The organism is Streptococcus oralis (assembly GCF_006175905.1).
Lineage (GTDB): Bacteria > Bacillota > Bacilli > Lactobacillales > Streptococcaceae > Streptococcus > Streptococcus oralis_BG.
Map to the genome: position 1 here is coordinate 439,844 of NZ_SSNB01000001.1, position 19,499 is coordinate 459,342.

At 42.1% G+C, this 19,499-nt stretch carries 19 protein-coding genes; 4 read left to right on the forward strand and 15 right to left on the reverse strand.

The window, feature by feature from the left end; translation table 11 throughout:
* Window positions 1–41: 41 nt before the first annotated feature.
* From E7Y33_RS02100 to E7Y33_RS02110, 3 genes are read right to left on the reverse strand one after another with little or no spacing between them, the layout of a single operon-like run.
* Window positions 42–896: an SDR family NAD(P)-dependent oxidoreductase gene (locus tag E7Y33_RS02100; RefSeq protein ID WP_139689521.1), complete on the reverse strand. Its 855-nt coding sequence runs from the start codon at window positions 894–896 to the stop codon at window positions 42–44.
* 11 nt (window positions 897–907) lie between these two features.
* Window positions 908–1,471, reverse strand: coding sequence for a ribonuclease M5 (gene rnmV / locus E7Y33_RS02105; RefSeq protein ID WP_000659979.1), 564 nt, complete (start codon window positions 1,469–1,471; stop codon window positions 908–910).
* A complete protein-coding gene (locus tag E7Y33_RS02110; protein WP_000575611.1) occupies window positions 1,471–2,244 on the reverse strand; it encodes a TatD family hydrolase in 774 nt (257 codons plus the stop codon). The genes rnmV and E7Y33_RS02110 overlap by 1 nt, the downstream gene beginning before the upstream one ends.
* A 151-nt stretch (window positions 2,245–2,395) precedes the next feature.
* On the opposite strand from E7Y33_RS02110, the gene E7Y33_RS02115 reads away from it, so the two are divergent.
* Window positions 2,396–4,240 carry an APC family permease gene (locus E7Y33_RS02115; RefSeq protein WP_139689522.1) on the forward strand — a complete coding sequence of 615 codons (1,845 nt, stop codon included), beginning with the start codon at window positions 2,396–2,398 and terminating at the stop codon, window positions 4,238–4,240.
* A 181-nt stretch (window positions 4,241–4,421) separates the two neighbouring features.
* Here E7Y33_RS02115 and rpmH read toward each other — a convergent pair whose 3' ends face one another.
* From rpmH to E7Y33_RS02130, 3 genes are all read right to left on the reverse strand, one after another.
* Window positions 4,422–4,556 carry a 50S ribosomal protein L34 gene (rpmH, locus tag E7Y33_RS02120; protein ID WP_000831905.1) on the reverse strand — a complete coding sequence of 45 codons (135 nt, stop codon included), beginning with the start codon at window positions 4,554–4,556 and terminating at the stop codon, window positions 4,422–4,424.
* 144 nt (window positions 4,557–4,700) lie between these two features.
* The gene (locus tag E7Y33_RS02125) at window positions 4,701–5,915 is read right to left on the reverse strand and encodes a pyridoxal phosphate-dependent aminotransferase (RefSeq protein WP_139689523.1); all 1,215 of its coding nucleotides are present in this window, start codon (window positions 5,913–5,915) and stop codon (window positions 4,701–4,703) included.
* A gap of 143 nt (window positions 5,916–6,058) precedes the next feature.
* Entirely contained in the window at window positions 6,059–6,358 is a 300-nt protein-coding gene (locus E7Y33_RS02130) for a hypothetical protein (protein ID WP_139689524.1), read from the reverse strand.
* A gap of 167 nt (window positions 6,359–6,525) precedes the next feature.
* Between E7Y33_RS02130 and E7Y33_RS02135 the strand changes: the two genes are divergently transcribed.
* Entirely contained in the window at window positions 6,526–6,978 is a 453-nt protein-coding gene (locus tag E7Y33_RS02135) for a universal stress protein (protein ID WP_139689525.1), read from the forward strand.
* A 121-nt stretch (window positions 6,979–7,099) separates the two neighbouring features.
* On the opposite strand, the gene E7Y33_RS02140 is transcribed toward E7Y33_RS02135, so the two are convergent.
* Window positions 7,100–9,079 carry a CAP domain-containing protein gene (locus E7Y33_RS02140; RefSeq protein ID WP_139689526.1) on the reverse strand — a complete coding sequence of 660 codons (1,980 nt, stop codon included), beginning with the start codon at window positions 9,077–9,079 and terminating at the stop codon, window positions 7,100–7,102.
* A gap of 487 nt (window positions 9,080–9,566) precedes the next feature.
* A complete protein-coding gene (locus E7Y33_RS02145) occupies window positions 9,567–10,958 on the reverse strand; it encodes a Cof-type HAD-IIB family hydrolase (protein ID WP_139689527.1) in 1,392 nt (463 codons plus the stop codon).
* A gap of 65 nt (window positions 10,959–11,023) precedes the next feature.
* Here E7Y33_RS02145 and E7Y33_RS02150 point away from each other — a divergent pair, with 65 nt between their 5' ends.
* Window positions 11,024–11,986, forward strand: coding sequence for an asparaginase (locus tag E7Y33_RS02150; RefSeq protein WP_139689528.1), 963 nt, complete (start codon window positions 11,024–11,026; stop codon window positions 11,984–11,986).
* Between the two features lie 52 nt (window positions 11,987–12,038).
* Here the strand turns inward: E7Y33_RS02150 and ccpA are convergent, their stop codons facing one another.
* Window positions 12,039–13,049, reverse strand: a complete 1,011-nt coding sequence (ccpA, locus tag E7Y33_RS02155; RefSeq protein ID WP_001090635.1) for a catabolite control protein A — start codon at window positions 13,047–13,049, stop codon at window positions 12,039–12,041.
* Window positions 13,050–13,253: 204 nt separating this feature from the next.
* On the opposite strand from ccpA, the gene E7Y33_RS02160 reads away from it, so the two are divergent.
* Complete coding sequence (locus E7Y33_RS02160) at window positions 13,254–13,571, forward strand: DUF960 domain-containing protein (RefSeq protein WP_000886045.1); 318 nt, start codon at window positions 13,254–13,256, stop codon at window positions 13,569–13,571.
* A 50-nt stretch (window positions 13,572–13,621) separates the two neighbouring features.
* Here E7Y33_RS02160 and E7Y33_RS02165 read toward each other — a convergent pair whose 3' ends face one another.
* The 6 genes from E7Y33_RS02165 to E7Y33_RS02190 all read right to left on the reverse strand — a co-directional run bounded on the left by E7Y33_RS02165 (window position 13,622) and on the right by E7Y33_RS02190 (window position 19,495).
* The gene (locus E7Y33_RS02165; protein WP_139689529.1) at window positions 13,622–14,905 is read right to left on the reverse strand and encodes a DUF308 domain-containing protein; all 1,284 of its coding nucleotides are present in this window, start codon (window positions 14,903–14,905) and stop codon (window positions 13,622–13,624) included.
* Entirely contained in the window at window positions 14,898–15,719 is an 822-nt protein-coding gene (gene folK / locus E7Y33_RS02170; protein ID WP_139689530.1) for a 2-amino-4-hydroxy-6-hydroxymethyldihydropteridine diphosphokinase, read from the reverse strand. The genes E7Y33_RS02165 and folK overlap by 8 nt, the downstream gene beginning before the upstream one ends.
* A 158-nt stretch (window positions 15,720–15,877) precedes the next feature.
* The gene (gene folE / locus E7Y33_RS02175) at window positions 15,878–16,432 is read right to left on the reverse strand and encodes a GTP cyclohydrolase I FolE (protein WP_000380933.1); all 555 of its coding nucleotides are present in this window, start codon (window positions 16,430–16,432) and stop codon (window positions 15,878–15,880) included.
* Entirely contained in the window at window positions 16,413–17,735 is a 1,323-nt protein-coding gene (locus E7Y33_RS02180) for a bifunctional folylpolyglutamate synthase/dihydrofolate synthase (protein ID WP_139689531.1), read from the reverse strand. The genes folE and E7Y33_RS02180 overlap by 20 nt, the downstream gene beginning before the upstream one ends.
* 1 nt (window position 17,736) lies before the next feature.
* Window positions 17,737–18,711 (reverse strand): dihydropteroate synthase, encoded by a 975-nt coding sequence (folP, locus tag E7Y33_RS02185; RefSeq protein ID WP_161976022.1) that lies wholly within the window; start codon window positions 18,709–18,711, stop codon window positions 17,737–17,739.
* Between the two features lie 76 nt (window positions 18,712–18,787).
* Complete coding sequence (locus tag E7Y33_RS02190; RefSeq protein WP_139689532.1) at window positions 18,788–19,495, reverse strand: CPBP family intramembrane glutamic endopeptidase; 708 nt, start codon at window positions 19,493–19,495, stop codon at window positions 18,788–18,790.
* Window positions 19,496–19,499: the final 4 nt, after the last annotated feature.

Sequence of the window (19,499 nt, forward strand, 5' to 3'; positions counted from 1 at the left end):
CCACTATTGAAGTAGTCCATGAAATTTATTTTTCTAATCCTTTATGAATTGTCTCTTGAAAAGGTTAGTTGTTCAAGCAAGGAATAGAGTTTTGCTTGCTCCTCTTCGTCGTAAGCAGATCTATTTGCTTTTACTTCCTTGCATTTATCGTCATACAAAAAGCCCTCATAGCCATCTTCTGTAGATAAGGCTGTATAGACTTTCGCCATTTTTTCAGGACTAATCGAAAATCTTGACTTGATTTTATACAAATTTTTCATAAAAGCGCTGAGGTGATCATAGCGGCGCATATCAACTCTGACATTGGTCACACGGATTGCCTGAACCTTGATACCTTTCCAATGTTTCCGCATATAAAGTGACAGCATCAACAAGGCCAGTTTATTCTGATAATAGGTCTTGGCAGGACTATAATGTTTTTGACCAGCTAAATTTTCAAAATCAAGCTTCATGAAAGGATAAAGCATCAGCCCTTGAGAAGAAATGTTAATAATCCGACCACTTTTTGACTTTTCCAACAAGCTCTTTAACAAGGTAGAAAGTAAAAAGGGAGCAATCACATTGGTCGCAAATTGCTTTTCTAATCCCTCCCTAGTCAGGATTGGCTTTTTGACTGACAAATCAAAATCAGCTGCATTATTAATCAGAACGTCTAGAACGTCTTCTTTTTGAATATACTGTTCCGCCGCTTTTCTGACACTCTTCATATCAGATAAATCAACCAAGATATAATCTACATGTGGATTTCCTGTCTGCTGACGAATTTCCTCACAAGCTTGCTCGGCAGCTTCTTTCCGTCTACAAAAGAGAGTTACCGACCAGCCCTTTTCAGCCAACTGTTTAGCAGACTGGTAGCCAATACCACTATTGCCACCCGTAATAATCACTTTTTCCATTTCTGACTCCGTTAGTCTGAATACTTAGCCATCACTTCTTCCACTTCTGCCAAGGTCACTCCAAATAACTCTAAACGCTTGAGAAGTTGCTTGCCGTTAGAATAGCCGATGCGGAGGCTTTCTCCTAGATACTCTCGGCGCTTACGACTGTCTGCTCCCGCTAGGAAACCAAGGCGAATCAAGTCACTACGGCTAATGTCAAACTCATTCTCGTTTTCAAATTGCTCTGTCACCTGAGCCAGCGCTGTTTTCAGATCCTCATAGCTGGCGTGTTCGATTCCCAGTGAACGCCCCTTAGTCTTGGACTTGGGAACCGCTTCATCACGTTTGAGAAAGGCATGCTGAACTGTCGGAAGGGCCGTCATAATCATGCGACGAATGCGTTCGCCATTAAAGTCAGGATCTGTAAAGACAATGACTCCATGCAGTTCATGCAGGCGCTGAATGCGTTCTATATCCTGGTCATTTATTGCGGAACCTCGTGTCTCATAGGTTTCTACATCAAAGTAGCGTTTGAGATTGGCCGTATCATCGCGACCTTCGACCACGATGACTTGGGAAATTTTTTCTTTCATTACTTGCTGTCCAATCCAAAGATACACTCTGCATTTGTAGTTGTTACTGCGGCTAACTCCTCAGTCGTCATCCCACGCAAATCCGCAATAAAGTCTATCACATAGCGAGTATAGGCTGTTTTGTTTTCACGACCACGTTTAGGAACAGGAGCTAGGTAAGGGGCATCTGTCTCAACGAGGATTTTATCCAAAGGAAGTTCCCTAGCAGCCTCTTGGATATCCGTCGCTTTCTTAAAGGTCACCACTCCTGAGAAAGAAATGGTCATGCCAAGCTCGACAAACTTCTCAGCCCACTCCAAAGAGCCTGAAAATGAATGCATAATTCCACCACGAGAACCAACGCCCTCGCTCTTGATAATCTCATAAGTATCTTCTAGCGCATCACGAGTGTGGACCACAAAGGGCAAATTCAAGTCCTTAGACAGCTGAATCTGACGACGAAAAACCTGCTCCTGAACTTCCTTAGGTGCTGTCATCCAATGGTAGTCCAGACCAATCTCCCCCAAGGCAACAACCTTGGGATGTTTTAGCTTTTCAAGCAAGTAAGCTTCGACCTCATCTGTGTAAGTCCCTGCTTCCGTCGGATGCCAGCCAATAGTTGCGTAGAGTTGCTCATACTCATCTGCCAACTCTAGGGCTCGCTCAATGGTTGGCTTATCAAAACCAACAATATTCATCTGTGTCACACCCATCTCAGCAGCCAAGGCGATTTCTTCTGCCTCACGTCCTGCAAATTCTTCCACATTTAAATGTGTGTGCGTATCAAAAATCATCTCTTCTAACCTCATTTTCTTCCATCTATTATACCAAAAATAGCATTCCTCGGCTTGTAAAAATATTCTAATACCAATCATTCTCCCTTGACTGCTTTTTTTCAAAGCAGTATAATAACACTTATTGAAATTTTCAGCAAAGGAAAAGAAAATGTTTAGAAAATTAAAATATACCTTTATCGGTCGACCACTCAAGTCTCTCACAGACGGCGAAGGGGGATTACTTGGAAAAATGCAGGCACTTGCAATGTTATCCAGTGATGCCCTGTCTTCTATTGCCTATGGACCTGAACAAGTCATTCTCGTTTTAGTCAGTCTCTCTCCTCTCGCTATTTGGTGGAGCCTCCCTATCGGTATTTTTGTACTCTTACTGCTCGCTAGTTTGACCATTTCCTATCGTCAAATCATCCACGCCTATCCTCAAGGTGGTGGGGCTTATATGGTCACTCGGGAAAATCTCTCCCCTGAACTGGGCTTGATTGCAGGGGGTAGCCTCCTTGTTGACTATATGCTGACAGTAGCCGTATCCGTTGCGTCTGGAGCTGATGCTATTACAGCAGCCATCCCTGCCCTCCATCCCTACAATCTTCATATCTCTATTTTCCTAGTCTGCCTGCTCATGCTCTTGAATTTAAGAGGCTTGAAAGAATCTGCCAGCTCTCTGATGATTCCCGTCTACCTCTTCATCTTCAGTACCGTCTTTCTCTTGCTTTATGGGTTCTTTCAACTATTTACAGGTTCCCTAAACTATCAGGCGACTTCAACCATTGGACAAACTGTTCCGAGCCTTTCCATCGTTCTCCTATTGAGAGCCTTTACCAGTGGCTCTGCCTCTCTGACAGGGGTTGAGGCTATTTCAAATGCGGTACCATTTTTCAAAACTCCGAAAGAAAAGAATGCTGCTCAGACCTTGACCATCATGTCGCTGATTTTAGGATTTCTTTTTGCAGGCATTACCTTCCTAAACTACTGGATGGGCATCACTCCTCAAAATGGAGAAACCATCCTCTCGCAAATGGCCAAGGGCATTCTTGGTGATTCATTCTTTGGTCATGCTAGCTACTATCTTTTCCAGTTCTCAACAGCCTTGATTCTAGCTGTAGCAGCAAATACTGGCTTTTCAGCCTTCCCTATGCTGGCTTACAATATGGCTAAAAACAAGTACATGCCCCATCTCTTTATGGAAAAAGGGGATCGTCTTGGCTACTCCAACGGTATCTTAACTCTGGCTTTTGGAGCTATGATCCTTCTTCTCATTTTTAACGGGAATACTGAACGCTTGATTCCTCTTTATACTATCGGGGTCTTCGTTCCCTTTGCCCTTTCTCAGACTGGGATGATTCGCCATTGGAAAAAGGAAAAAGGAGCAAACTTCTTAAAACCTGCCTTTGCTAATATCCTAGGAGCCATCATTTGTTATGCTATTGTCCTCATTTTACTCCTCTTCAGACTGGGTGATATCTGGCCATTCTTCCCAATTATCCTAGTTTTAACCTTCCTCTTTTTGTCCATTCACAGCCATTACCAAAAAGTGGCAAAACAGCTACGACTCTACGAAGGAATTGAAAAACGTACCTATGATGGCAATCTGGTTCTCGTCCTCGTAGGAAATGTCACTCGAGTAAGTGTCGGAGCCATTAACTACGCTCAAAGTATCGGTGACGAAGTGTTGGCCATGCACATTTCTACTAAAGAAACGGCCGAAAAAGACCAAGAAATCCTTCAGGAATTTGCCGACCACTTCCCAAATATCACTCTAAAGAATATCAATACCAGCTACCGCGACATCATCACCCCTAGCGTTAAGTATGTCAAACGAATCGCCCAAGAAGCTAAGCAAAAAAACTACACTGTTACAGTCCTTGTCCCACAGTTTATCCCTAACAAGCCTTGGCAAAATATCCTGCACAATCAAATGAGTCTCAAACTAAAATACGCTCTCAGATGGCATGAAGACGTCGTTATCGCTAGCTACTCTTATCACTTAAAAGAATAAACAAAAACTCAAAATCAGTTACTTATATCTGGTTTTGAGTTTTTTGTATGTGACCTTTTAAATGAGCACTCCATGAATTTCATCTGAAATGACCGATTTCAAGGACAATGCACCCTTTAAGATAAAAAGAAAAGTCAGTAGACTCGAGTTCCTACTGACTTCTTTGTTGAATTCGTTTGGATTAAGCAGCCAAAACTTTGCGTCCTTTACGACGACGAGCTGCCAATACGCGACGACCGTTTTTAGTTGACATACGGTTACGGAATCCGTGTTTACGCGCACGACGAAGTTTACTTGGTTGATAAGTACGTTTCACGATGAATACCTCCTCATAGATTTTGTATTCGTTTAGCCGGCTATAAAGTGATCAGTTACTAAACATACTTTACTATTCTATCTGATTCTTACCTATTTGTCAATAGCTCTAAGTAAATGTTTCCTGCTTTTCCCTATGAAAGCCTTATCTACGATACTGACTCAAGAAACGTGTCATCTTTTCTTGGATTTCCGCTAATTCGTCCACACGAGGAAGGTAAACGATACGGAAATGGTCTGGCTCCTTCCAGTTAAAACCACGACCATGAACCAAGAGAACCTTTTCCTGCTTCAAGAAATCAAGAACAAACTGTTCATCATCATCAATGCGGTACATATTGCGGTCGATTTTAGGGAAGATATAAAGACCTGCCTTCGGCTTGACCGCAGACAAACCTGGGATATCTTGGATAGCATTATAAATGAAGTTTCTTTGCTCGTAAATCCGTCCACCAGGAAGGAGCAATTCATCCACTGACTGGTGCCCACCCAGTGATGTTTGTACGACTTGTTGGGCCAAAACGTTGGAGCAAAGGCGCATATTTGACAGCATATTGAGCCCTTCGATATAGCCCTTGACATGTGTCTTAGGTCCAGACAAGACCATCCAACCTACACGGAAACCAGCGATACGGTGGGATTTTGACAGACCGTTCATGCTGACACAGAAGACATCTGGTGCCAAGCTCGCCACAGGCGTATGCACATGCCCATCCATGACCATGCGATCGTAAATTTCATCCGCAAAGATAATCAAATCATGCTGGCGCGCAATCTCGATAATCTCCAGCAAGAGTTCCTTAGGATAAAGGGACCCAGTTGGGTTGTTTGGATTGATAAGGACGATTGCCTTGGTATTGGAAGTAATTTTTGACTTGATATCGTCAATATCTGGGTACCATTCTGCAGCTTCATCACAGATATAGTGAACGGCATTTCCTCCAGCTAGACTGACAGCTGCTGTCCAGAGAGGATAGTCTGGCATAGGTACCAAGACCTCATCCCCATTGTCCAAAAGTCCCTGCATGGACATGACGATCAACTCACTGACACCATTTCCAAGGTAGATATCATCAATGTCCACATTGGGAAATTTCTTCAGTTGGCAATACTGCATGATAGCCTTACGGGCTGAGAAAATCCCTTTGGAGTCAGAATATCCTTCACTATCACGCGCATTCATAATCAAGTCATGAATGACCTCGTCTGGCGCTGTAAAGCCAAATTCTGCTGGATTTCCTGTATTTAGACGCAAAATCTTTTCGCCATTTGCGCGCATGCGCATGGCTTCTTCCAAAACCGGACCACGAATATCATAAGCAACATGCTCTAACTTACTAGACTTGTTATATTCTTTCATCTTGTTTCCTCAATTCATCGAGATAGTAACATTATACCACTAGAAAGGGATTGCGACAAGTTTCCTGAAATGAGCAAGCAAAGAAAAAACTCACAACGACTAGGTTCTCACCGTCTAAACAACTAGAGTACAGAAGTATTTTCTCACATACCAAAAGACAAACCTAGAAAGACCAATGCTAAAAAGGAATCATACAAAAGATTAAACATGAGAAAGAGCCCCCACGTGACCAAATAGTCCAAGCGACCACTTCTCTTTGCAATCACCAATAAAATGATGTGGTAGACCAAGTGAAAGAGAAGAAATCCAACAAATCCTGGATAGAGAACGGGCATGACTCTTTCCAGCTGCCAAAGCATCACTACTTCACCTACAAGTGACGCAAGGATAATTCCATGATAAAGAAAACTTATTTTTTTAGAAGCTTTAACAGACCCTTTCATACTTTCTCATCCCCTTTACTGTGTTTCCTACTAGCTCGTTTTCTGTTATTTTAACATATCTCCACCAAATTGAATCTCCAATAATATTTATTTAAATATGATTTTTACTTTACTTCTTTAGTGAAAAGGGCTACAATAACAGTAAGAAAATTTCAGGAGGTTTCATTATGGCACAACGTTACCAAAATGTTATGGTCGCAATTGATGGTTCTAAAGAAGCGGACTTGGCTTTCGTCAAAGGTGTTTACACTGCTCTACGCAACGAATCCAAGCTCACCATTGCCCATGTTATCGACACACGCGCTCTTCAAAGCGTGTCTACCTTTGATGCTGAAGTTTACGAAGAACTCCAAGTCGATGCTGAAAGTCTGATGAAGGAGTACGAAAAGCGCGCAAGAGATGCTGGTGTGACCGATATTCACATCGTCATCGAAATGGGAAATCCAAAAACCCTCCTTGCCCGCACTATTCCAGACACAGAAAATGTTGACCTGATTCTCGTTGGTGCAACAGGGCTTAATGCCTTTGAACGCCTCTTGGTTGGCTCTTCATCTGAGTATATTCTTCGCCATGCAAAAGTCGATTTGCTGGTCGTAAGAGAAAGTGAAAAAACATTGTAATCATTAAAAAAGGGAGCCTTGAGCTCCTTTTTGTTTGTCCTGATTGGGTCACAAAAAGGCTTTAAACAATTGTTTAAAGCCTCTATCTTATTTAGAAAGTAGTCAATCTAAAAAGATTGAATTATTTGTAACTGTATGCCCAGTAGTATACACCGTTTCCATCAACTACTGCTGCTACAGCTCCTTCAGTGACATTTGGATCGAGAAGCAAGTCTCTCAAACCACTGTTTGCCCATTTCTTAACGACAACAGCTGCATCTTCATCACGACGTCCAACAAAGCCTGAGCTATCGTATTGACGTGAGATTTCATTTACTTTTGGAAGTGCTTGATTTTGATAAATGTCTTCTGACCATGTCAACTCTTTCAAGCCTTGAGCTTTACGCTCTTCATTGATTTTAGCGAAAGCTTCTTTAGCTTTTGAAACATAGTCATAGTTTGTATCGTTTGTTGCTTCAACACGGTAAACAAACTTAACATAACCAAATTCTACATCACTGTATTTCTTATCCTCAACACCACTCTTAAGATTTGCAATCAAGACATAATCCTTAGCATATGGGTTTTCTTTGGTTTTTTCAAAGATTTCTGGATCTTCGATTTCCCATTCAACTTTGGCATCCCATCCTGCGTTATCAAGGAACTTAGGATTCATCTTTTCGATAACGTAGTTCTTGAACTCTTCAACATTCTTGAATGGCAATGCTTGACCTGCTTTAGCAGTCGTTACCAAGTTAGTTGAGTAAAGTTTCACGCTTGAGTTCTTGTCACTGTACATGTACTCGTCATCAGCAGTATTTTCGTGAAGTTTTGGATCACGAGCTGGATCGTTTGGATCAGTCATCCCTTGAAGTTTCCATTTTCCTCCAAGCCACTTCCAGTATGCTGAGTAACCTGTACGCTCTGAGTTAGATGATACATAGTAGTAATGTGCACTACCGTCGAAGTAGTAGTTTTTATCATTTTTGAGGACTGCATCACCTGGTTTACCTGGTGGGTAAACCAATTTTGGAGTTTGTCCATTTGGTGCCCAAGCCAAGTGTTCCAATCCTTCAGCTGGTTTTTCAACATAATCAGGGATTTGGTTTTCACTTGGTTCATCAGTTGTTACCAAACCTGGTGTTGTTGGGATAGCTGGAGTTGCTGGTGTTGCTGGTTTTGGTTCCGCTGGCGTTTCTGTAGATGGTTTGAATGGATCAAATTCACTATCAGCTCCATTAATTGGTGGGTTTTCTGGTAGGTCAACACTTGGAGTTGCTGGTTGTGCTGGTTGTGGCTCAGCTGGTGTTGTTGGCTCTTCAGGTTTATCACTAGGAGCTGGTGTTGGAGTCTCTGGTTCTGCTGGTGTTGGAGCAGGAACTTCAGGTTGACTTGGTTGTGCTGGTTCAACCGGAGTTGTTGGTTGTTCTGGTTTTGGTTCAGCCGGTGTTGCCGGTTGTTCTGGAGTTGTTGTATCAGCAGAATCTTTCACCAATACCCACTTACCATTTTGGTAGTAGTAATAATCACCATTGTCCAATACATAGTAATGGTACCCATTTTCGTAACGATAGTGCGGATCGTTTTCCAAGTTGTTAGTAGATGAGTTATTATTACTATTGTTTGTCAAAGGTTTCCACTGACCGTTACGATAAATACGGTAGCTACCATCGTTCATACGGTAGTAGTGATTGCCATTCCAGTAAATATAGTTTTCATCGCTAGCAAGGTTGTTGTAATTATTCCAATAGTTATAACCATAGTAGTTGCTACTGTTGTCATAGCCATAGTAGTTATTCCAATTATTGTAACCGTAGTTGTAACTTGGGTAATAGCTACCATATCCATAGTTATAGCTTGGGTAGTAGCTATTGTAGCCATAGTTATAGCTTGGGTAATAACTGTTGTAGCCATAACTTCTTACAGTATAGTTTGATGTGCGACTACGATTTGCAGTAGTACGGTTAGAAGTACGATTGCTTGAACGGTGGCTAGTTCTTGTATAGTAACTATTATTTCCATTCCAATTGTAAGCAGCGTGAGCTTCACTTGGTGCAAAAGTTGGAAGCATTGTTACAGCTGTTAAAACAGAAGCTGTCAAATAGGTATATTTTTTCTTCATTTCAACCTCTTAATTCTTTAATTTCTAAACTTGAAAATTAAAATAATAAAAATTTGGAAAGCAATTGTGCACAATTTTATAACTAAACCTCAAAGCTAGGGTGAATTCCTCACATCAACTTGTTAACAGGCCTGAAATAAACAAGTTGACTTTCTGTCTTTAAAAAGAGCATATTATAGCAGCATGAGGATTTTTATATTTATTCGCTTTCTTAATTTATTCTAACATATCAACTTTCAAATATCAAATAATTTGACTCGTCTTTTTTTTGATATTCTTTCAAAAGAAAAGCTAGATATATTAGCAATATATCTAGCTTTTTAACTATTCTTTGTAAGCAATGTAATTTCCTGTTGCTTTATTTTCACTATTTTTCATTTCTTTTTTAGTATAAATATGCTAACAATAATTAGTGATATATATAAAATTGTTCGGTTTTTCAGCTCAAAAATCCCCGAATTTTTCATCCAGGGAAAAGAATTTTCTCTTATTTTTTATTTTTTCTTTCTTTATGTCGCTCATAAGCTTTAAACTGACGTTGTAGTTCCTGTCGGATGGCAGGTTCTGGAGCATATTTTTCTTCCCAGTCATCTGGTTTTAAAATCTTGTGTGTAACTGGGTCAAAATGAGCTTTCCCATCAGGGAAAACCTTCCCCATATTTGCTTCGTGGACAATATCAAAAATGCGTTCTGGATCCACTCCCATCAAAACAAAACTGCCGTATGTGAAATACAATGTATCAATCAAAGCATCCACTTGACCGACCAAGTTTTGCTTAGCAGGTGTCTTTTTCGCCACTTTCTCTGCTGCCTTATCAAGTGCCCCATGCATGCTTGCAAGGGAGTTTTGAAATTCTTCCTCCGAAGAACTTGCTGCACGAACAAACTCTACTAATTCTTCAATTTTAAAGTCTGCGCGGTGGGTTGCACCTTCAGCATCCCATGCCTGTGGCTCTTCTTGAGTTCGTTCATCCATCATGTGGTGGAAGGTTTTGACCTTATTAAAGTGGTAGTCTCGACTGACAAACACTTTTTCTGAAGCCAAAACACCAAAGTGCTCGAGCGCCTTGTGGATACCATCTTGTTGATTACTTGCCGTAATATGCTTGGCAACTTCTTTGACACTGCTACTGCCATTTCCCATAGCGACCGACATACCGACGCCTGCCAACATTTCCAGATCGTTGTCTGAATCACCAAAGGCCATGACTTGATTGAGATCAAAGCCATATTCTTTCCCGACTCGGCGAATGCCTTCTAATTTGGAATTTCCTTGGTTAATGATATCTGCTGCAAAAGGATTGCTTCGAGTTAATTTCAAATCTTCAAAATCAGCTGCTGCCTTCTCAGATTCCTCTGGCGTCATCAGCATCAAAACTTGATAAATGGGTTGATTAATCAAGTTAAGCAGGTCGTCTTCCTTTTGAGGAACTGCCTTGCTAACCATTCGATTAAAGGAACGGCTAACGGTTCTTGTCAGCACAGTCGGAATAAAACGACTAACCAGTTGTGAAAAGGAGCCGAGACCAAATGACATAATCTTCGAACCAACAACGGCATGCTCGGTTCCAAGAGCGATTTCTTTACGCTCCTTTTTAGCGTAAGCAATCAGTTGACGCAGGCTTGACTTAGCAATCGGACTTGCAAAGAGCACCTTTTCTTTATTAAAAATGTATTGGCCATTGTAGGTCACCGCAAAGTCTAGGTCCAAGTCTTCCATCAATTCCTTGACAAAAAACGGCCCTCGTCCTGTCGCTACTCCAACAAGCACTCCTTGCTCTTTGACAATCTTAATCGCGTCCTTAGTGGATTTCAAAACACTCTTGCGATCGTTGACTAGCGTTCCATCGATATCAAAAAAAACAGCCTTGACTTCCATCCTGTCCCATTCTCCCCTTTTGTGTTACAATGATTATACCACATTTCAGAAAGAGTGACTAAATCATGCCTAAGAAAATCCTTGTTTTACATACAGGTGGGACTATTTCCATGCAAGCAGACGCCACTGGTGCCGTTGTAACTAGCCAGGAAAATCCCATGAACCATGTTTCCAATCCGCTTGAAGGGATTGAGGTTCATGCCCTAGACTTTTTTAATCTGCCAAGCCCTCATATCAAACCCAAGCATATGCTTGCACTCTATCATAAGATTAAAGAGGAAGCTGATAACTACGATGGAGTTGTCATCACACATGGTACAGATACCTTAGAAGAAACAGCTTACTTCCTTGATACCATGAAAATTCCGCCCATCCCCATCGTTCTAACAGGTGCCATGCGTAGTTCAAACGAACTTGGTAGCGATGGTGTTTATAACTATCTGAGCGCTTTACGAGTTGCCAGTGATGATAAAGCAGCCGACAAGGGTGTGCTGGTCGTCATGAACGATGAGATCCACGCAGCCAAGTATGTTACCAAAACTCATACGACCAATGTCAGCACCTTTCAAACCCCAACACATGGACCACTTGGCCTTATCATGAAGCAAGAAATCCTCTACTTCAAAACAGCTGAACCTCGTGTCCGGTTTGATCTCGAACATATTCAAGGTCTAGTTCCCATCATCTCAGCCTATGCCGGTATGACAGACGAGCTGATTGATATGTTAGACTTGGAACAGCTGGATGGCTTAGTTATTCAGGCCTTTGGAGCAGGCAATGTTCCCAAAGAAACAGCTCAAAAGTTGGAAAATCTCCTGCAAAAAGGGATTCCAGTCGCCTTGGTCTCACGTTGTTTTAATGGTATTGCTGAACCTGTCTACGCCTACCAAGGTGGAGGGGTACAGTTGCAACAAGCTGGTGTTTTCTTTGTCAAAGAACTCAACGCTCAAAAAGCGCGCCTCAAATTATTAATTGCCCTTAACGCTGGATTAGAAGGCCAGGCTTTGAAAGACTATATGGAAGGATAAACCTCTTCTCTAGAACGCAAAAATAGGAAATCTTCACGATTTCCTATTTTTACTATTTACGTTTTCGTGTAGAGCGGCGTTCTGTCAAACCATGAGGTAAGAGAACTTCACGTTCTTCCAACTCTTCCTTATGCATAATCTTAGTCAACATACGCATGCTGATAGCACCTAAGTCATAAAGAGGTTGGGCAATAGTCGTCAAGTTTGGACGAGTGAATCGTGCAATCTGAGAGTCATCTGTCGTGATGATTTCAAACTCTTCCGGCACAGATACACCATGGTCAGCCAAACCATTTAGGACACCCGCAGCCAATTCATCACCTGTTACAACTGCGGCTGTAGCTTGTGATGAAATCAAGCGTTCTGCCAAGGCATAACCATCGTCATAGCTGTATTTTGATTCGAAGACCAAGCCCTCGCTATAAGAATGTCCAGCTTTTTTCAAGGCTTCCTTATAACCGATCAAACGAACCTTGCCATTGATATCATCGACAAGTGGTCCACTCACAAAAGCAATTTTTTCGTTTTCTTTGAGAAGGTAGCTTACAGCATCAATCGTTGCTTGTTTGTAGTCGATATTCACACTTGGAAGTTGGTGTTCTACATCTACAGTACCAGCAAGAACAACCGGTGTCCGTGAACGAGAAAACTCTGAACGAATCTTTTCAGTCAAGTGATAGCCCATAAAGATAATCCCATCGACTTGTTTTGAAAAGAGAGTGTTAACCACTGAAACTTCCTTTTCATCATCCTCATCACTATTTGCAAGGACAATGTTATACTTGTACATTTCAGCAATGTCGTCAATCCCCTTAGCAAGTGTTGAGAAATAACCATTGGTAATGTTAGGAATCACAACTCCGACTGTCGTTGTTTTCTTGCTAGCCAAACCACGTGCTACCGCATTTGGACGATAGTCCAAGCGATCAATCACTTCTAGGACTTTTTTTCGAGTGTTCTCTTTAACATTCTTGTTGCCATTAACGACACGGCTAACTGTTGCCATTGAAACCCCTGCTTCACGGGCGACGTCATAAATCGTTACTGTATCATCTGTGTTCATTCCGTTTCCTTTCTATAATGAAAATTTCGCTTTCACGCATCTACTTACTCCATTTTATCACTTATTGTAAACACTTTCAAGTATTTTTTAGAGAAACTTTGAAAAAATTTCACAGTTTATTCCTATTTTGAAAAAGCGAGTAGGATTTCTTGATTTTTAAGACATTTTGCTGTATGATAAGGAAAATAAAAGGGGGAGGAAAACATGGCTTTTACAAATACACAGAGACGTTCCGCTAGTTTTGGTGTCGTGACCAGCCTGCCTGACGATGTCATTGACTCTTTATGGTATATTATCGATCATTTCCTGAAAAATGTCTTTGAATTAGAAGAAGAACTTGAGTTTCAACTGCTCAACAATAAGGGGACCATCACCTTCCATTTTTCTAGCCAGCACCTTCCGACTAGCATCGATTTTGATTTCAATCATCCTTTCGATCCGCTTTACCCTCCTAGGGTCCTTGTTTTAGACCTAGACGGCAGAGAAACCATCCTCCTTCCAGAAGAAAATGACCTATTTTAAAAACTCTAGCTTCTCGGCGCAAACTGCTGAGGAACTAGAGTTTTCTTTTTCTAATAAATGGAGCGACTGACAACTAGACCGTTTGGTTTTGTATACTCTAAGTCAAGATAATCCTGATAAGTCCCTGGCACAATGAAACCTTGGGGACTCAATATATCAGTCCCAGCTCTTCCTACGATAGAGTCTGCCAGCAAGACACAATTGGTACTGAGAACAAAGTAGGTCTTAAACTCGGATGAGCTGAATTTATAGAGGGTCGCATCTGCTTCCTCTTTTAGTTGGTAGGAGTAGGTATGCTTTACCTCTCCCTCTCTTCTTTTCATCAACTGCGAGCTTGGTTCCCAAGGAATTAACAGGTCTTCTATCTCCGCTAAACGCGCTTGGATAGCTGCTTTCTGTTGGTCCGTCAAACTCAGACCATAAGCAAACAAGGTCTTCTGACTTTCCCTCTTGCAGAGTTCGATGTATTTTTCCCGATTGGCCTTAAACAAAACACCGTCTCCAACCATACCGAATAAACGCTCCGAGTGGGGATCATAGGAACCATAGGAAATAACCTGCCCTTGATAACAAATATCCACATGTCCCATGGCGAGGAAGAAGGAGGTTTCTGAGGCATGGATAAAAATTTCCAGATCAACCGTCTGGTCGTTTTTTCTTTCCGAATGAACTTCCCCTTCTTGGCTTTCATGATTTGCCAGCCACTCATTTAGTTTTCGCAAGGTGCTGATAGGAATCAGAGCCGTCACAAAGATAGGCAGGGTCATTCGCATATGCCGCTTCAGCTTGGGATTGTTTTCTATCTTTTCAAAAAAGAAACCGTCCCGAAGACTACTAGCCCCTAGCATGAGCAAGTAAAACCCAAGCAAGAGCAATTCAAAATTCGCTGCATCGTGAAAAGGAGTGATGCTATAAAGACCGAAGCCTATCATCCATACAGCATCGAAGAGATGATGGAGCCGAGGATGAATGGCATTTTTTCGATAGAGAGACCAAGTCACAAGACTAATGATGCCCGTAAACAGCTGGTAGCTCGCAATGATAAAAACCAGGAGATAGAGGGCAAGGTCTTGCAAGATGATAGAGTCAAATACGAGAGCCGCAACCACCAGCTTGCCCAAGGTTACAAAGATGTTTTCCCGACGTTTTTTATCTTGAAACCAGCGAGTCAACAAGTGCCAAACTGCTGACAAGGAAAAGTAGCCCATCAGCAACTGGTACCCCATTCGCGGAATAACTTGTCCAAAACGAATCAAGAGAAGCCCTAAAACAATAGCAAGTAGTCCCTCCCCGATACTCTTCCACTTGCTATAGGTATCGGAAAGCTTAGGCATTTCCTTGCTCCAACTGGTCAACCAAGTATCGAATTGGTTGTTTTAAGATTGGATGGATAAAATGGGGAGCTATTTCCACTAACGGTTCAAGGACAAAGAGGCGTTCTGCTATATAAGGATGAGGTAAGATGAGGTCGTCTGTATAGATGACTTGGTCTTCTACAAAAAGCAGGTCCAAATCAATAAAACGTGGCCCCCAATGCACCTCTCGAACCCGTCCCATTTCTGACTCGATAGCTAATAATGTTTCTAACAAGACTGGTGCTGGTAGCCAGGTTTCTACTTCAATCACCTGATTGGCAAAGCTATCTTGCTCAACACCACCCCAAGGCTCTGTCGCCAAGACACTGGACTCTTTGAGAATATGGAGACCTCGAGCTCGCAGTTTGTCAATGGCTTGCTCCAAGTTTGCTTGCTTGTCCCCCATATTGCTTCCTAGGGCGATAAAGGCACATTGCTTGCGACGGTGGATGGTTACCGAGCAGGTATCAAGTGGCAAGTGGACTGGAGCCCAAGGCTTTTTGAGTTCCAGTTCAATCTCTTGGATCAGAGGATAGGTCTCAAAAGTACGCTCTACTAGTTTGTAGGCTACCGTTTCAATCAAATCCTCAGTGCTTTCCTGAAACCAAGTCTTCCACTGTTGGCAAAGTTCTCCATAGTGGACAGAAGAAGACAAATCTAACTCAGTCGCTGCCTTGGTCATATCATAGGATAAGCGTGCGGAAATAACAAACTTTTGCCCCAATTCCTTCTCACTTGGAAAGAGTCCATGATAAGCAAATATTTCCAAATCTTTAATCTTTAGCTGATCCATAACTAGTCCTTTCTAGAAAAATCCGCTTAAAGCGGATTCTTTTTATACTCAATGAAAATCAAAGTGCAAACTAGGAAGCTAGCCGCAGGCTGCTCAAAACACTGTTTTGAGGTTGCAGATGGAAGCTGACGTGGTTTGAATTTGATTTTAGAAGAGTATTATAGTCCCATTAAACGATAAGCCTGGTCTCGGAGGTCTTTATCCGTCTCAAATACGCCACGGGCTACAGTAGTCAAAGTCGCAGTACCTGGCTTTCTGACACCACGCATGCTCATACACATATGCTCGGCCTCAATGACAACAAAGGCTCCCTTAGCCCCCAGATAGTCCATCAAGGCATCAGCCACTTCAATATTCAACCGTTCTTGAATCTGTGGTTTTTTAGAATAAACTTCAACCGTACGTGCTAGTTTGGACAAGCCTGCCACACGGCCATCTGGAATGTAGGCAATGTGCGCTCTCCCATAAAACGGCAAGAAGTGGTGTTCACACATAGTGTGGAAAAAAATATCCTTTTCTACAACCATATTATCATCAATAATCTCAAAGGATTTTGATAGATGTTCCTCCGCTGTCTGACCAAGACCTGAAAAAATCTCTTGGTACATACGGGCTACACGAGCAGGTGTTTCCTGCAAGCCCTCGCGGTTAGCATCCTCACCGACAGCCTCGATAATCATTTTTACAGCCGTTTCAATCTTTTGTGTATCCATTCTCGTTCTTCCTCTCCATCAGATAGGCTCTCACTTGGCTCAAGAAATACAAGGAACCTGTGACAATCCTAACTGTTTGTTTCTCTTCATTTTTATCTGTCAATTTCTGCTCTAGAAAATCCTGCCAACTTTGGTAATTGAGATTTCTAGACTTGGCTGTCTCTTTCAGCACGCTTTCATCCGTCGCCCGACTATCGTCAAAATGGGTTAAAGTCAATTGACTATCTGGCACCGTTTCTAGCAAATCCAGCATATCCTCCAAGGCCTTGGTTTTGATGCAGGTAAAGAGGATTTCCTTATGATAATCTGCAAAGCGTTCTTGCAAGGTTGCTAATAAAGCCTTGATAGCATGGGGATTATGGGCCCCATCCAAAAGCAGCAAGGGGTCACTAGACACGACCTCCAAACGCCCTGGCCATCTGGTTTCTTTCAAAGCTTGAGCAATTAAGTCATTACTTGCCAACTCCCGCCCATCTTCTTGACAAAAAGTATCAAGTAAAGCTATGGCCATCCCCGCATTCTCTATCTGGTGTAAACCAAGCAGGCCTGTTTGAAAGCAACCTTGTCTGACCGAACTGGTATAATCAAAGATTTCACCCGTCACCACACTCTTTTGATGACTGACCTGGTAATCTTTCCCATAGGCAAGTCTAGGCGCATTTTTAGCTTTTGCAATAGAGTCTATCACAGTCAAAGCTTCAGGAACAATATGACCTGTCACCAAGGGAATGCCTTGCTTGATAATACCAGCCTTCTGCTCTGCTATGGCTTCCAAGGTGTCACCAAGTAGGGCTACATGGTCCAGTCCAATGGTCGTAATCCCTGTCAAAATTGGCTGACAAACATTAGTACTATCCAAAAGACCACCCATGCCGACTTCCATGATAGCCACATCTACTTGCTCTAAGGCAAAGTAATCATAAGCTAGAGCTGTGATAATCTCAAACTCGGTTGGTCCCTGCAAATTGTCAGCCGATTCTCCCTCAAGCAAAGACTGATAGTCTGCCATGAGGGCTTCTAGCCTAGCCTCGGGGATAGATTCCCCATTGATGCTAATCTGATCTGTATAATGAATGAGATAGGGCGAGCTGAACACCCCTACTCTCAGGCCTAGCTTTTCCAGCATCTCTTTCAAAAAAGCAATGGTCGAACCTTTACCATTTGTTCCGCCGATATGGATAACCTTGAGTTTGAGATGGGGATTGCCACGTAAAGCTAGGAGTTCTACCATTCGCTCCAAACCAAAATGTGGTTGGTCCGTCCGATAGTGGGCAATCCACTGATTGTTTTGAATTTCGTTCATCTTATTTATATTGTTTTAAATCTAGATTTTCTGCATCATCTGCCAAACGAATGGCTGACGCAATTTCAACCGCCATCCTGTGACTGGCTACATCGTGCACACGCACTACTTCGACACCCTGTCTCGCAGCGATACTAGTTACATGAGCCGAAGCTATGTCTCGATTACGAAAACCGACTTCCGTTTCAGGATTAACTTCAAAACCATTTTCTTCCAGGATATTGATAACAAATCGCTTACGCGAAACTCCAAGAAAGATTGGATAGCCTTGCTGGTGTAGTTTATCTAGATCCCGTAGAAGGAGCAGATTTTCCTTCTTGGTCAGACCAAAGCCAATTCCTGGATCCAGCAGAATATTTTCTCTTGCTATCCCAGCTTGATTCGCTCTCGCTAGAGCTCGTTCAAAGAAAGCCTTCATCAGGTCTTCGATTTGCATTTTTTCAAAGCCAGCTAACTCTTCCTCTGTAAAAGCTTGTCCAAAGCCAAAATGAGGGAATATGAGCGAGCTAGGGTGCTGAGGTCGAGCCATAACTGGATTAAACATGATAACCACTTTCGCTCTAGCCTTAGCAACCACATCCGCCATTTTCTCATCTCCCATGAGACCAGTGATATCATTGACCAGATTGGCACCAGCTTTCAAGGCAGCCTCTGCCACCTGACTTTTCCATGTATCGATAGAAATGAGAACATCACTTTCCTCACGGATAGCTTTAATCACTGGAACAACACGCTGGATTTCCTCTTCGATCTCAACATAGCTACTACCCGGCCGAGTCGATTCTCCACCGATATCTAGCATGATCGCTCCTTCTGCTATCAATTTACGAGCTTGCTGGATCGCCTGCTCAAGAGCAAAAAACTGCCCACCATCCGAAAAAGAATCTGGTGTTACATTGATAATTCCACAAATAGCGGTTTTTTCACGGTTGACTTTATTGGACATAACGGTTACTCCCTTAAGGTTCTCTACCATATTATCCCTCTATTTTACCATAAAAAGAAAAAAGATGGACACGTTAGTATTCATCTTTTCCAAGTAGGCCAATGGTTTAGAATGATAGACCTAGATTTCTACTAATCAACACCAATAAGGCCAACAAACAAAATGCAATACCATTGAGAATCATATGAAGCAAAATGGACATCTCCAAACGCTCAGTCTTATAGGCTGTCCAAGTCAAAACAGTTGACATTCCTCCATAAATAATCACAGAAGGTAGATTGGTTGGCATATGAAGCAAGGCAAAGACGATTGCACCAACAATAAAGCCTAGTTTTTCTTTTCCACGGAAAATCTTTTTTGGAATAATCCCACGACACAAAATTTCTTCACAAATCGGCGCAATCAAGACTAGCAGGAAGAAAGTTGAAATCAAGGAACTATTCTGAACCAAACCATTCAGTATTGATTGGTTATTGGTTGTTGCCTCATTTGTTAGTCGAAGCAGGAGTGAACCCAAGAGATTTGTCGCAAAAATCACCAGATAACTCAGTACCAAGCGAGCCAAGTCTTTTGCCTTAAAAAAGGATAGATTAAAAGTAGCAAGTTGTGTTTTTCGTGCACCAATAATGAATACAATCAAAACGACTATGGATAGAGCACCTACTAAGAGCCCTGACTGTAAAATCGGAAACTGTTTGTTTGCTAAAAACAAAGCAAGTCCTATGGGAAATTGAGATAGAACAAAAGCTACCAAAAGGATGATCACCCATTTCCCTCTGTTTAAAACCTCTTGCCAAATCGTCTTATCTTTCATGATG

What these genes read in the sequence shown, in the direction of transcription:
- E7Y33_RS02130 (WP_139689524.1), bottom strand. Translation starts at nt 6,358, where the DNA reads ATGAAAGGGTCTGTTAAAGCTTCTAAAAAAATAAGTTTTCTTTATCAT.
- rnmV (WP_000659979.1), bottom strand. Translation starts at nt 1,471, where the DNA reads ATGAAAGAAAAAATTTCCCAAGTCATCGTGGTCGAAGGTCGCGATGAT.
- folE (WP_000380933.1), bottom strand. Translation starts at nt 16,432, where the DNA reads ATGGATACACAAAAGATTGAAACGGCTGTAAAAATGATTATCGAGGCT.
- E7Y33_RS02115 (WP_139689522.1), top strand. Translation starts at nt 2,396, where the DNA reads ATGTTTAGAAAATTAAAATATACCTTTATCGGTCGACCACTCAAGTCT.
- E7Y33_RS02165 (WP_139689529.1), bottom strand. Translation starts at nt 14,905, where the DNA reads ATGCCTAAGCTTTCCGATACCTATAGCAAGTGGAAGAGTATCGGGGAG.
- E7Y33_RS02160 (WP_000886045.1), top strand. Translation starts at nt 13,254, where the DNA reads ATGGCTTTTACAAATACACAGAGACGTTCCGCTAGTTTTGGTGTCGTG.
- E7Y33_RS02190 (WP_139689532.1), bottom strand. Translation starts at nt 19,495, where the DNA reads ATGAAAGATAAGACGATTTGGCAAGAGGTTTTAAACAGAGGGAAATGG.
- E7Y33_RS02110 (WP_000575611.1), bottom strand. Translation starts at nt 2,244, where the DNA reads ATGATTTTTGATACGCACACACATTTAAATGTGGAAGAATTTGCAGGA.
- E7Y33_RS02145 (WP_139689527.1), bottom strand. Translation starts at nt 10,958, where the DNA reads ATGGAAGTCAAGGCTGTTTTTTTTGATATCGATGGAACGCTAGTCAAC.
- E7Y33_RS02135 (WP_139689525.1), top strand. Translation starts at nt 6,526, where the DNA reads ATGGCACAACGTTACCAAAATGTTATGGTCGCAATTGATGGTTCTAAA.
- folP (WP_161976022.1), bottom strand. Translation starts at nt 18,711, where the DNA reads ATGGTAGAGAACCTTAAGGGAGTAACCGTTATGTCCAATAAAGTCAAC.
- ccpA (WP_001090635.1), bottom strand. Translation starts at nt 13,049, where the DNA reads ATGAACACAGATGATACAGTAACGATTTATGACGTCGCCCGTGAAGCA.
- E7Y33_RS02125 (WP_139689523.1), bottom strand. Translation starts at nt 5,915, where the DNA reads ATGAAAGAATATAACAAGTCTAGTAAGTTAGAGCATGTTGCTTATGAT.
- E7Y33_RS02180 (WP_139689531.1), bottom strand. Translation starts at nt 17,735, where the DNA reads ATGAACGAAATTCAAAACAATCAGTGGATTGCCCACTATCGGACGGAC.
- E7Y33_RS02140 (WP_139689526.1), bottom strand. Translation starts at nt 9,079, where the DNA reads ATGAAGAAAAAATATACCTATTTGACAGCTTCTGTTTTAACAGCTGTA.
- folK (WP_139689530.1), bottom strand. Translation starts at nt 15,719, where the DNA reads ATGGATCAGCTAAAGATTAAAGATTTGGAAATATTTGCTTATCATGGA.
- E7Y33_RS02150 (WP_139689528.1), top strand. Translation starts at nt 11,024, where the DNA reads ATGCCTAAGAAAATCCTTGTTTTACATACAGGTGGGACTATTTCCATG.
- E7Y33_RS02100 (WP_139689521.1), bottom strand. Translation starts at nt 896, where the DNA reads ATGGAAAAAGTGATTATTACGGGTGGCAATAGTGGTATTGGCTACCAG.